We start from the raw sequence: 12,667 nt of genomic DNA, 5'->3' as shown, positions 1-12,667 counted from the left end.
AGGATTAAAGTTTTTTTAATGCCGCAAAGACTCTGGCGACAGCGACGGCACCCGGATCAGACACGCCGTTGAGGTTAGCACTGTTAAGATAGGATGATCGGCCCGCTTTTGCTTTCCCCATGCTGGCGGTTGCATCACTGCCCTGCTGTGCCGCATCAGCCGCCTCTGCCAGCGATTTACCCGCCACCAACGCCTCGATTGCCGGTTGCAGCGCATCAATCAGCGTGCGATCCCCTGGTTGTGCCCCGCCATACTGCTTCATCTTCTCCAGACCCTGTTGCAGGGCCGCGGGCAGCGCATCCCCTTTGGCCAGCTGCTGCGCAGCAGCGGTGAAAAAGATCGCCATCAGTACGCCGCTGGAGCCGCCCATCACCGTCGCCAGTCGCTCACCCGTCACCGCGAGCAGATCGGGCAAGGCATTTAACGGCAGCTGATTATCTGTACATTCGCGCTGGATCTGGCGTGCGCCAGCAGCAAAGGTCGAACCGGTATCGCCATCACCGACCTGCGCATCCAGTTTGTTAAGCTCGCTTTCGCTGGCGATCAGGGTTTCACAGATGCTGTTAACAAACGCAGCGACGGTCGGGTTATCTGAGGGTTGCGCCGGATGCGCTGTTGCCTCTTTTGTCGCGTTAACTGGCTGCAGCGGCGCGATTTTAACCGCCTGAACCCAGCCGGTGACCTCAACCGGCGCGCAGATCGCCTCTTCGAACAACGGCGTCAGCGTCATGGAGGTGACGGAAAAGCCCTTCATGTCCAGCGCGGTCATAAGCGGAGCCGGGCCAATCAGATAATCACTACCCCGGCTGAGCGGCGACTCAATCAGGTCACGTGTGACCAGACTCATTTCCAGCGCGGACATGCCGCCAAGATTATTGATTAACAGCGCGCGTGGCTGATCGTTGTCCGGCATCACTTTCTCCAGCAGATGCTGCACAATCTGCTGACTGTTTTGCGTCTGCATGACGTCAACGCCCGGTTCGCCGTGAATCCCCAGCCCCATTTCAACGCTGCCGTCTGGCACCCGCTGGCCGGTCTGTTCATCCGGCAGATGGCAGCTTGAGAGCGCAACGCCCATGGTGGCGATAGCACGACTGGCTGCCTCTGCTGCCTCGGTCACCGCGGCCAGGTCATCACCCCGCTCTGCGACGAAGCCCGCCACTTTATGCACCAGCAACGTGCCCGCGACGCCGCGTGGCTGAGGGTTATCGGGCAACGCAACATCATCACCGACAATTACCATATTGACGCTGAATCCCGCTTTGCGCGCTTTTTCTGCCGCCAGACCGAAGTTGAGGCGATCCCCGGTGTAGTTTTTCACAATCAGCAGACATCCCGCCTCACCGGTAATATTGATGATGGCGTTGTAAACCGCGTCAACGCTGGGGGAAGCAAAAACATCGCCACAGACGGCAGCCGTCAGCATCCCTTTGCCGATAAAGCCGACATGGGCCGGTTCATGGCCTGAACCACCACCGGAAATCAGCGCGACCTGCTGTTTTTGCCAGTCATTACGCATCACGATGCGAATGCGCGGATCGACCTGCAACCGGACCAGATTGCGCCACGGGCTGGCGTAAATCATGCCATCTAACGCGCTGTCGACGAGATCATCCTTTTTATTCATTACGAATCGGGTCATGTCTTCTTTCCTCATAGGCATGCGGGTTTGCTGATGACCCAGTGTTACATACCACTGACGACAGTGAGAAATCCATCAACAGATCTGTAGCCTGATTTCAGACATACCGCACGGAAACCAGCTGACAGAGACGCAGTGATTTTTACTAATTGATTGATTTTTATCAAATGTCTTTACCTGAAAGTGAGAGGTTCTGCGCAGAACATGAACCGGGGATCACGGATGGTAAAAATTCATTTGTTAACAGAGGATGTTTTAATGACCCAACGTATGATTCTCAATGAAACCGCCTGGTTTGGTGCTGGTGCTTTGCGCCATTTGCCGGAAGAGGTACAACGTCGCGGGATGCGAAAAGCACTGATCGTCACTGACAAAGCGCTGGCCGCGGCGGGTGCGCTGAAGCGGGTGACCGATCTGCTGGCGCAACATCAGTTTGACTGGGCGGTGTATGATGAGGTGGTGCCGAATCCTACCATTCGGGTTGTGCAGCAGGGTGTTGCGGTGTTCAGAGAGTCAGGTGCCGACTACCTGATCGCCATTGGCGGCGGCTCACCACAGGATACCAGCAAGGCGATCGGCATTATTATCAATAACCCTGAGTTTGAAGATGTGCGCAGCCTGGAAGGCGTCAGCCCCACCCGCCATCCGTGCGTGCCGATCATCGCTATCCCGACCACGGCAGGCACCGCCGCAGAAGTGACGATTAATTACGTCATTACCGATGAAGATAATCGCCGTAAGTTTGTCTGTGTCGATCCCCATGACATACCGAAAGTGGCGATCATTGATGCGGAGATGATGGCGAGCATGCCAGCGTCGCTGAAGGCTGCGACCGGTATTGATGCCTTAACCCATGCCATTGAAGGCTACATCACACGCGGTGCCTGGACCCTGACCGATATGCTGCACCTCAAAGCCATTGAGATTATCAGCCAGTCACTGCGCGAATCGGTGGCAGGAAATATTGAGGCGGTTGAGCAGATGGCGCTGGGACAATATGTGGCCGGTATGGGTTTCTCTAATGTCGGCCTTGGTCTGGTGCATGGCATGGCACACCCGCTGGGCGCCTTTTACAATGTCCCGCACGGCGTAGCCAATGCCATTTTGCTGCCGCAGGTGATGGCGTGGAATGCCTCAGGCACTGGCGAAAAATATCGCGACATTGCCCGTGCAATGGGTGTGAAACAGGTTGAGTCATTGTCGCTGGATCAGGCGCGGGAAGCGGCGGTCGCCGCGGTGCGTCAGCTCTGTCGCGATGTGGGTATTCCCCGCTCACTGCGTGAAGTGGGCTTAAAAGAAGCGGATATCCCTGCACTGGCACAGGCCGCGCTGGATGATGTCTGTACCGGCGGCAATCCACGTACGCCGGACCTGGAGGACGTGATGGCGTTATACCGCCAGAGTTAAAGCGCCTATCCTGTAGTGATGCAGTGCCGATAACAGGCCCGTCCTCGCTGGCGGGCTTTTTTTGCGTCATGGCAACGGTTAATCCGGGAGCCTTCGCCAGAGGTTGTTCAGTCTGGCTTACGGCATCAGCCAAGGTTTTAGCTGCGTTTTTCCCGCCTGGTTTCAGCCTGAAATCGCCCGCTGTTACGATGAAGTTCAGCGAGCGAACCAACTGCCCTTACCCATGATTTCTTTAGATGCTAAACCCTGATTCACTTGATCTGGATCACAAAAATCCGCATCATGCGCAGCGAAAACCTTAATGCCGCTGCGGAGATATCGATGACACTGTACCAGGGTATGCTAATTTTCTATGCCGTTGTTGCATTGATCGCTACGCTGATCACGTTCTTCATCGCCAAAGATAAGCTGAGCATCAAACTGCTGAGCGCCTTTCTGGTGGGGGCCACCTGGCCGATGAGTTTTCCTGTCGCGCTGATGTTTGCTCTGTTTTAATTGACATTATCCCCTTAGATACCACACTCAGGTAAGACGTCCCTGACCTGCAAACCGCCGATCACCGACGTGGCCTTGTTCATGACGGTTAATAAGGAGCGGATATGCGCGTTATCAGTGTGATGATTCTGGTTTCTCTTCTCAGTGCCTGTAGTGCCCCATGGCACGCTGAAAAACCGGTTCCGGCGGCCGAAACCCGCCAGCAGACCTGCCAGCCAGGCTCCAATCCCAGCCAGAACGACTGCGGTCATTTCCCTGAACCTGAATTCCATTGATCCTGTCACAAGGCGATCGCTGCTGTGAGATCTCAATTACGCTATTTCATCGCATAACAAGGCTTTACACGCTGCTAACCGGTCAGTAAAGTAGCGCCCAGACATCAATTCTGATGCGTAAGCGTTAACGTCAACCAACGCCCCCGCAGCACTGCTGCATGTGATGATCCCTGCCATGATGCCTGTACAACACCCAGCTAAACCTCTCGCTGCGTATTCCAGCGCCACATTTTTTTTGTTCGTCCTGCTGCTGACCGCGGCTAACCTTCGTGCGCCCATTACTGTCATCGGCCCGGTACTACAGGATATCCGCCAGACCTTTGGCCTGAGTGTCGGTGAAGCGGGTCTGTTTAACTTTATTCCACTGATGCTGTTTGCCCTGCTCGCCCCACTGGCCGCCTGGCTGGGAAATCGCGTCGGGCTCGAGCGCAGTTTATGGGGCGCGCTTTGCCTTATCACTGCCGGTTCGCTGTTGCGCTGGCTGCCTGCTGAAGCGGCGTTGTGGAGCGGAACGCTGTTGCTCAGCGCAGGCATTGCCGCCGCCAACGTGCTGCTGCCGCCACTGATTAAACGCGATTTCACCGCCCACACCGCTAAATATATTGGCCTTTATGCCGCCACCATGTCGATTACTGCCAGCCTGGCATCTGGCATTGCCGTTCCGCTGAGCCAGCTTTCAGCGGCTGGCTGGCGACTCTCGCTGGTTGTCTGGGCGCTGCCGGGACTGGTTGCGCTACTCGCCTGGCTGCCGCTGTTACGTCAACGGCGGTCAACCGTAGCGCCCGCAGATGCGACCGTTGCATATCGCCATCCGTGGCGAACGGCAGGCGGCTGGCAAATCGCACTGTTTATGGCGCTGCAATCGCTGGCGTTTTATACCCTGATTGACTGGTTTACGCTGTATGCCCAGGATAACGGCTTCAGTCAGGCCCACGCAGGCTGGCTGCTGTTCTGGTATCAGGCAATTGCGATCGTCGCTAACCTGGGCTGCATGGTGGCGCTGAAGCGGGTAAAAGATGCCCGGCTTACCGCGTTTATTGCTTCATCAGGCATTTTCCTCGGCATGCTGGGCCTATTGCTCAATCCGCAGTGGGCCGTCATCTGGCTGACACTGGCCGGACTGGGCGCAGGCGCATCACTGGTGCTCTGCCTCTCACTGTTTAATCTGCGAGCCACTCATCACCGTCAGGCTTCACAGCTGTCGGGCATGGCACAGTGTGTCGGATATGCGCTGGCGGCACTCGGCCCTTTGTTCTTTGGCGTGCTCCATGAGCAGAGCGGTAACTGGACGCTGCCCTTCAGCGTGCTGGCAATGCTGAGCCTGTTACAGATGCTGCTGGCTCCGCTGGCAGCGCAGTCAAAACCCATTAGCTGAAAATGCGGCGGAGCCGTTAACAATAAATGACTCGCGGATCGCGGATGCCTGGCATCACCGGTCGGCGGGAATCGACGGGAGAATGTGCGTGTCTGAACTGAATAATGCTCTGCTGCAGAAGATCCTGGATCAGGTGCGTCCGCTGATCCATCAGGGAAAGGTGGCTGACTATATCCCTGCGCTGGCGGATGTGGCTGCCGATCATCTGGCAATAGCGGTTTGCCTGCGTGATGGCACCCTCTTTCAGGCGGGCGATGCTGAGACGCGCTTTTCGATTCAGTCGATCTCCAAGGCGCTTTCTCTGACCGTAGCACTGACCCGCTATGAGGACAGCGAAATCTGGCAGCGGGTCGGCAAAGAGCCTTCTGGCCAGCCATTTAATTCATTGGTTCAGCTGGAGCTGGAACAGGGCAAGCCGCGTAATCCGTTTATTAATGCCGGTGCGCTGGTGATTTGCGATCTGCTGGAAACCCGACTGACCGCCCCGCGTCAGCGAATGCTGGAAATTGTGCGCCAGCTGAGTCAGCAGTCCGATATCAATTATGATCGCCACGTTGCCCGCTCTGAGTTCGAACATTCGGCCCGCAATGCAGCGATCGCCTGGCTGATGAAGTCGTTTGGAAATTTCGACAACGATGTCACCAGCGTGATGCAGACCTATTTCCACTACTGTTCCCTGTCGATGAACTGCGTTGAGCTGGCCCGCACGTTTATCTATCTGGCGAATCAGGGCAAAACGCTGGATGGCAGCCAGATGATTACTCCACGTCAGGCGCGGCAGATTAACGCACTGATGATCACCAGCGGGATGTACGACGGCGCTGGCGAATTCGCGTGGCGGGTCGGGATGCCCGCAAAATCGGGCGTGGGTGGCGGGATTATTGCCATTATCCCAGGTGAGATGAGCATTGCCGTCTGGTCGCCTGGGCTGGATAGCGCGGGCAATTCTCTGGCCGGTACCGCTGTGCTGGAATTGCTGACCGAGAAGCTGGGGCGATCGATATTCTGAGTCTGAGCGCGCAAGTCACAGGCTCGCTGTGGTGAAATGCAACGGGGTTCCCTTGATTTCAGGAAGCTGATTTTGCATTTTCCTTGTAGTCCGCTGGCGATTTGAGTCGTCAGCGATAATCAGAACTCAAAAAATTAATTAGTGCGAAATCTGTGCCAGGTCCTCTTCACTCAGACCAGTCATCTGCATAACGGTATTGCGATCCATGCCACTCTCTAGCATGGTGTGGGCAATTCTGAGGCTTGCTCCACGACTACCTTCTGTCCGTCCCTGTTCAATACCCTGCTCAATACCTTTTTCAAGCCCTATCTGCTCAAGCTGTTGTGCGATAGTCATAAGTGCGTTCTCGTGTTGGGGCACACGCTGTGCCAGCTCCCGTACAAAGGCTTTGGCGTCCGATGTTTCACCCGCCTGTACAATGTAGTGTACCAGCGTTATCACCTGTGATGAAGAGTGATAGCCAGCCTGCAAAATGGTTACCAGCCGGTCCATCATTTCAGCCAGATCACGCTGCCGGATATGCTTCTGCAACAGGGTCAGAGCCGCCATGCTGCGATGTTGCATGATCTCATCGTCAGGAATCACCGTGACATCGACCAGCGGAAAACTGCGGCTGTATAGCCTGTCCGCCAGCGCCGGGTCGTCGAACTCATCCAGCCACCGGGTCGAATAGGGATAGGGAGTGCGTCTGCCAGTGTAAAACAGGATGGGAATTACCAGCGGCAACCGCTTATGCCCTGCTTCAAGATGGCGCTGCATGGCAGCCACTGCATAGCGCATCAGCCGAAATGCCATATGTTTGTCTGGCACAGACTGATGCTCAATGAGTACATGGATATATCCATCGCCAGCGGTTGTTTTAAGACTGTAAAGCACGTCGCTAAAGTACTGCCGAAGGTCATCCTCGACAAATGACCCCGACTCCAGTTTCAGCGTGCTGAGATCACAGCATATGCGCAGCTCTGGCGGCAAATGCAGCTCCATGAAATCCCGGGCAATATCCGGCTGAGTCAGAAATTGCCGGAATGTGGCATCATGAGGCACAGGCGTACTGTTCTTCTTTTTCACTGGCCAGAATCCTTTCTGTTCCTGAAACGCTTACAACGGCTGATTCAGCCAGTAAAAGACGCTAATTCCTGTAGCGCACGAACGTTTAAACTCCTGATGAAAATAACGAAATTAATACCCTGATGACTAAACCGCGTAAAACGCTTTTCCTGAAATCTACGAGGTTGCTCTGAATATCAACCCATGTTGGGCATTAAAAACTATTCCATCTGACTCAGCTCACCACATTAATTGGCTCGCCCTGAATAAAGGCCGCGATATTGGCCATCACGCCAGCCACCAGATTCTCCACGCCGCTGCGACTTGCCCAGGCGATGTGCGGCGTCAGCAGCAGAGTTGGCAGATCCGCCAGCAGCGGATTATCCGGAGCGGGCGGCTCGCTGCTCAGCACATCCAGCGCCGCACCACCAATCTGCCCCTGCTTTAACGCGGCAGCAAGATCGGCCTCGTTAATCAGTCCGCCACGAGCCGTGTTTATCAGCAGCGCCTGTGGCTTCATTTTATCCAGCGCATCGCGATCAATCATCTGGCGGGTGCTGTCACTCAGCGGGCAGTGCAGCGAAATGATGTCGCTGGTCGCCAGCATCTGCTCAAAGCTGATATAACCGTCACGCACCCTTTCACTGCCTTTTCGCTCGGCGTACTGCACCTGCATTCCCAGCGCCTGGGCCAGCCTGCCGACCGCCTGGCCGATGTCGCCTTTGCCCGCGATGCCCAGCGTGGCCCCGCCAATATCCCCTATCGGCTGATGATGCACACAAAAGTGCTTAGCCTGGGGCCAGTCGATGCGGGTATTGCTGGCATAAGCCATCAGCTGACGGCGCAGGGCAAAAATCGCGGCTATCACCGCCTCTGAAACGCTCTGAGTTGAATAGCCTGGAACATTACTGACCACGATGCCGCGTGCGCGGCAGGCATCAAGATCGATACAGTCATAGCCCGTCGCTGCGACACAGATAAAACGCAGTTCAGGCAGTTGTTGCAGTGTGTCAGCCCGCAACGGCACCTTATTGGTAATAGCGACCGTTGCGCCCGCCAGCGAAGACACAATGTCTTCAGCCGGAGTCTGCGCACGAATCTCCCAGTCAGCCTGCTGTTGACCGGTCGGCAGGGGTACCGGCAGCGTGTCACCATCCAGCATTACAATTTTCATTTTTTATTCCTTTATTGGGTTTGGTTAAACCGCAGGCGAATGATTAATGTTATTTGTATGTGCACCGCGAGTAACAACTAAGTTAAATGATGCAGAAATTAAAGTGAAAATGTTCAAAGAGTGCGAATTTTTTCGGAACAGATGCCACTTTATTTAACCCTTTTATTCCCTTCGCGTTACACTGCCGCCCTGAATTATGACCTCATACGACCGTTGAAATCATGCCGGGATCTTCACTCAGACAACGACTCACCGCCGGTATTGCGATACTGGCCGTGCTGCTGTTGTTTGTTGCACCGATGATCTCAAAGAATCTCGCTGAACATCATGCCAGGATGCAAGGCGCTTCGATCATGAGCGCAGAGATGCCGATGATGGATCATCACAGCGAGATGTCGATGGCTGATCACGGGATGATGATGGGCCCGGGCTTTGCCTGTGGCTACTGCGATCTGCTGGTGCATGTTCCGCTGATGCTCTGGGTTTTTATCCCGTTTATCTGGTGGATGTGCCTGATCAGCCGCGCCCCGCCGCCAGCGGCTATCAATCCACCCCAATGGCGACGGCTGTTGCGTCTTCATCGACCGCGCGCGCCACCCTTTATCGCGTCACACTCACTGCTTACTAATCCGATTGCGTGACAACGTCACCTGATCGTCTTTGTCTTTTGAAAAGTGTGGAATGCTATGTCCTCTTCTCAGGAAATGTCCCCTGCACCGCGCGGCACGGTGTTTAATCTCTTTCGCCGCCTGCATTTTTATATCGGCCTGTTTATTGCGCCGTTTATTTTTGTCGCGGCACTCACCGGCACGCTCTACGTTCTGACACCGCAACTGGAACAGGCTATCTACCATGATGCCCTGACCACCGATGCGCAGGGTGTGGCACAACCGCTGTCCGCCCAGATTGCCGCTGCGCGAGCCCGTGCCGGTGAATCAGCTCGCATTTACGCTGTGCGTCCGGCACCCGGCCCGCAGGATACAACCCGCGTGCAGTTTGCCGAGCCACAGCATGGCCCATCGGAATCACGATCGCTGTTTATTGATCCCTACACCCTGCAGGTGAAAGGCGATATGACGGTGTATGGCACCAGCGGTGTGCTGCCGCTGCGCATGTGGCTGGATCAGCTGCATCGCGGCCTGTTGCTGGGTGATTTTGGCCGAAACTACAGTGAACTGGCAGCCTCCTGGCTGTGGGTCGCTGCGCTGGGTGGGATTGTCTTATGGTCCGGCACCCGGCCGCCGCGCACCCGCAGTAAAGCACGGAGCGGCTTCGCGGCAACCCGTCACTGGCATGTCACGCTGGGGCTGCTGCTGGCAATCGGACTGGTGTTCTTTTCAGTAACCGGGCTGACCTGGTCACAGTGGGCGGGCAATAATATTGAAAAGATGCGCAGCGACTTTGGCTGGAAAACGCCGCAGGTTAATACCGCGCTAAACGGTAACGCGCCCGCAGAAGCCGCCGATCCCCATGCTGACCATCGCGGTGCGATGGAAGGGATGACGATGTCCGGAATGACCATGCCAGCGAAAACCGCTGCGCCTGTGATTCTCAATCAGCCGAATGCCAGCTGGGATCAGGCGCTGGCAGCGGCGCGTCAGGCCGGGCTGCACGCGGCGAAACTGGAACTACGTCAGCCTAAGAACGCTGAACAGGCGTGGACGGTTTCGGAGATTGACCGCAGCTGGCCAAGCCAGGTCGATGCGGTTTCAATTAATCCGACTGATTTTAGCGTGGTCGACCGCGTTGAGTTTGCCAGCTTCCCGCTGGTGGCGAAACTGACCCGCTGGGGCGTGGATGCGCATATGGGCGTGCTGTTTGGCCTGCCTAATCAGCTGATTCTGGCGCTGTCTGGCTTTGGACTCTGCACAATGATTGTGCTGGGCTACCGCATGTGGTGGATTCGTCGCCCGGCTGTTCCGCAGCTCAACCCCTCGCAGACGCTGTTATCCGCCTGGCTGGCGCTGCCGCGCTATGCGCAGGGCACCAGCCTGATAGTGATGCTGGCGCTGGGATATGCGCTTCCCGTTATGGGTATCAGCCTGCTGGTGCTGGTGCTGCTGGATATTCAGCGCTGGCGCAGCGCACAGCGCGCCGCGGTCGTCCGCGTGGATGTCGCTCCGGACAAACAGTCGCCGCTGGCCATCGTCCAGTCGCGTTTTGCCGGGAAGCGCAAAGAGATGCGCTATTTTCTGCGCAGCGTGACGGTGCTGGCGCTGATTGTCATTACGGTGATGGCGAATGCGATGATTGGCGGAGTGATTGATCAGTATCAGATCCCCTTCAGTCACTGGTCGCTGACCATGTATATCACCCAGGCGATGATGATCCTGCTCTACTCCACGGTCTTTACCGGGCTGTTGTCGATTCCACTCTGGTATTTCTTCCTCGGTGAGAGCGACGAACAGGGCAAGTAGGCTGGCAAGACGCCGAACACTCTGTTATTCAAAATAACTGACGAAGCCGGGCAAAACTCCCGGCTTCTCATTCTACGCCTGAGGTCTATGATCGTTGTTATGAGTCACTTTATTTGAGAGCAAATCATGAACATTGTGCGAGCTAATCCTGAACAACTGTTTGAGTACGGTCCTTTTACCGTCCGTCGCCAGCGTCCTGGCGAGGCGTTAAGCCCGCTGGTCAGTGTTGATCTGATGTCGCTAAAACTTGATGCCCGCATTCCGATGCAGCAGCATCAGGATGAAGAAGTTTTCACCTACCTGTGGCGTGGTTCGATGCAGCATCAGGACAGTAATGGCGAACGTACCCAGCTTTCTGCAAAACGCGTGATGGTGGTGAACGCGGGTGATGGCGTTCAATACGAAGAGTCGGTGCCGTTATATGAAGCGGAGCTGTTACAGGCGGTTATCCGACCGGCACTTCGGGGCGGTGAAGCAATGACCCAGGTGCTGGAGCGCGATCAGGGCATTATGACCAATGGCTGGACCGAACTGGCCGGGCCGGAAGAGTCTGATGCGCCGCTGGAACTTCGCCAGGAAGTCTACATCTTCGACACACTGCTTGAGCGCAACCATACGCTGGACGTGCCGTCGATGCCGGGCTTTGTCGCTTATCTCACCGTGCTTGAAGGGATTATTCGCGTCGGCGATCTGCGACTGAGTCGCGGTGATGCCGTCAGCGGGCTGGATTCCAGCGTCGAGATCGTGGGCGATCGGGATGCCAATCTGGTCTGCTTCCTGATAAAGCCCGATAATTTTGCATAAAAAAGCGCGGGAACTTTCCCGCGCTCACGTCTTGTTTAACGCAGATTAAAGCGTGCTACGTTGCTGCATCGCCTGAACCCGTTTATAGGCATGATCGAACTGACGTACATCATCGCGAAGCCAGTGGCGTTGCGTCAGCGGTGCATCATCCAGCGCCTGCGGCAGCGGCACACCCGCCAGCGATCCCCGGCAGCAAAAGGCGCGCGCCAGCGTTGGGGTGGCAATGCCGATATAACGGGCAAATTCAGGTAATGTCATCAATGCTGTACTCATTTCCCACCTCCTGTAAACACAATCTCCCCTGCATTTTCAGGCCAAATCCTGAATGCTTTTATTGATCTGAAACATAGATGTGGTACTAATCTTCTGCCTGCTAATGAGAGCGTTCACCGCGCCTGACGCAAACCGAGAAAGAAGTGAGGAACCCGTGCGCCATTATGGATTGATGATTGCCCTGCTGTTTTCCGGCTTTGCCACCGCTCACACCCTGACCCCTGGTCAGCCTGTACCACCTGTCTTCGTTGCCGATAAAGGAGAAATGGTGCTGAATCAGGGCGACATAAATTATCAGCGCTGGAACAGTCAGACTCTGACCGGAAAAGTGCGTCTGGTGATTCATGTGGCGGGTCGTCTCTCAGCGAAGGATCAGAGTGCACGATTAATCGAAGCCATTCAGCAGGCCAGCCTGCCGCGTGACCGTTTTCAGACCACCACCATCGTGAATACTGACGATGCGCTGCCTGGCAGTGCCATTTTTGTGGTGCGCAGCATCGCTTCCAGTAAAAAAGCGGCACCGTGGCAGCAATTCATTATCGACAGCAGTGGCGTAACCGCGCACAGCTGGCATCTTAAGCCGGAAAGCGCGTCCGTGGTGGTGATTGATCCGGCAGGCATTGTGCGCTTTGCTAAAGATGGCGCATTATCTGCGGAGGATGTCGCCAGCGTGATGAAACAGCTGCGCGCATTACTGGGTTAATTCACGCATAATGCCCGTCCGGCTATCGCCGCAAAATGCGGAAGGC

Annotated in this window: 13 protein-coding genes; 9 read left to right on the top strand and 4 right to left on the bottom strand. The window is 55.8% G+C overall.

What is annotated here, in order from left to right; genetic code table 11:
- Positions 1–4: 4 nt before the first annotated feature.
- Positions 5–1,642, bottom strand: coding sequence for a dihydroxyacetone kinase subunit DhaK (locus PAG01S_RS14150; RefSeq protein ID WP_062759165.1), 1,638 nt, complete (start codon positions 1,640–1,642; stop codon positions 5–7).
- A gap of 258 nt (positions 1,643–1,900) precedes the next feature.
- Here PAG01S_RS14150 and fucO point away from each other — a divergent pair, with 258 nt between their 5' ends.
- The 5 genes from fucO (at position 1,901) to glsB (ending at position 6,203) form a co-directional block, all read left to right on the top strand.
- Positions 1,901–3,049: a lactaldehyde reductase gene (gene fucO / locus PAG01S_RS14145; RefSeq protein WP_062759163.1), complete on the top strand. Its 1,149-nt coding sequence runs from the start codon at positions 1,901–1,903 to the stop codon at positions 3,047–3,049.
- A gap of 321 nt (positions 3,050–3,370) precedes the next feature.
- Positions 3,371–3,544, top strand: a complete 174-nt coding sequence (locus PAG01S_RS14140; RefSeq protein ID WP_010247416.1) for a GhoT/OrtT family toxin — start codon at positions 3,371–3,373, stop codon at positions 3,542–3,544.
- A gap of 104 nt (positions 3,545–3,648) precedes the next feature.
- A complete protein-coding gene (locus tag PAG01S_RS22440) occupies positions 3,649–3,819 on the top strand; it encodes a YdgH/BhsA/McbA family protein (RefSeq protein WP_010247418.1) in 171 nt (56 codons plus the stop codon).
- Positions 3,820–3,994: 175 nt separating this feature from the next.
- On the top strand, positions 3,995–5,194 hold the full coding sequence (locus PAG01S_RS14130; RefSeq protein ID WP_062759324.1) for a CynX/NimT family MFS transporter: 1,200 nt from the start codon (positions 3,995–3,997) through the stop codon (positions 5,192–5,194).
- Between the two features lie 82 nt (positions 5,195–5,276).
- A complete protein-coding gene (gene glsB / locus PAG01S_RS14125; RefSeq protein WP_033768566.1) occupies positions 5,277–6,203 on the top strand; it encodes a glutaminase B in 927 nt (308 codons plus the stop codon).
- 138 nt (positions 6,204–6,341) lie between these two features.
- Here the strand turns inward: glsB and PAG01S_RS14120 are convergent, their stop codons facing one another.
- On the bottom strand, positions 6,342–7,271 hold the full coding sequence (locus PAG01S_RS14120) for an Rpn family recombination-promoting nuclease/putative transposase (RefSeq protein ID WP_062759161.1): 930 nt from the start codon (positions 7,269–7,271) through the stop codon (positions 6,342–6,344).
- A gap of 214 nt (positions 7,272–7,485) precedes the next feature.
- The gene (locus PAG01S_RS14115; RefSeq protein ID WP_062759159.1) at positions 7,486–8,424 is read right to left on the bottom strand and encodes a D-2-hydroxyacid dehydrogenase; all 939 of its coding nucleotides are present in this window, start codon (positions 8,422–8,424) and stop codon (positions 7,486–7,488) included.
- A 221-nt stretch (positions 8,425–8,645) separates the two neighbouring features.
- On the opposite strand from PAG01S_RS14115, the gene PAG01S_RS14110 reads away from it, so the two are divergent.
- The 3 genes from PAG01S_RS14110 (at position 8,646) to PAG01S_RS14100 (ending at position 11,645) form a co-directional block, all read left to right on the top strand.
- Complete coding sequence (locus PAG01S_RS14110) at positions 8,646–9,065, top strand: DUF2946 domain-containing protein (protein WP_033768568.1); 420 nt, start codon at positions 8,646–8,648, stop codon at positions 9,063–9,065.
- 45 nt (positions 9,066–9,110) lie between these two features.
- Entirely contained in the window at positions 9,111–10,841 is a 1,731-nt protein-coding gene (locus PAG01S_RS14105) for a DUF2534 family protein (RefSeq protein ID WP_062759157.1), read from the top strand.
- 126 nt (positions 10,842–10,967) lie between these two features.
- Entirely contained in the window at positions 10,968–11,645 is a 678-nt protein-coding gene (locus PAG01S_RS14100) for a pirin family protein (protein ID WP_062759156.1), read from the top strand.
- 45 nt (positions 11,646–11,690) lie between these two features.
- On the opposite strand, the gene PAG01S_RS14095 is transcribed toward PAG01S_RS14100, so the two are convergent.
- Positions 11,691–11,918, bottom strand: a complete 228-nt coding sequence (locus tag PAG01S_RS14095) for a hypothetical protein (protein ID WP_010247439.1) — start codon at positions 11,916–11,918, stop codon at positions 11,691–11,693.
- A 172-nt stretch (positions 11,919–12,090) separates the two neighbouring features.
- Here PAG01S_RS14095 and PAG01S_RS14090 point away from each other — a divergent pair, with 172 nt between their 5' ends.
- A complete protein-coding gene (locus tag PAG01S_RS14090) occupies positions 12,091–12,621 on the top strand; it encodes a YtfJ family protein (protein WP_010247442.1) in 531 nt (176 codons plus the stop codon).
- Positions 12,622–12,667: the final 46 nt, after the last annotated feature.

Origin of the sequence: Pantoea agglomerans NBRC 102470 (assembly GCF_001598475.1) — a bacterium.
Taxonomy (GTDB): Bacteria; Pseudomonadota; Gammaproteobacteria; order Enterobacterales; family Enterobacteriaceae; genus Pantoea; species Pantoea agglomerans.
This window is presented reverse-complemented; position numbering and strand designations above follow the sequence as displayed.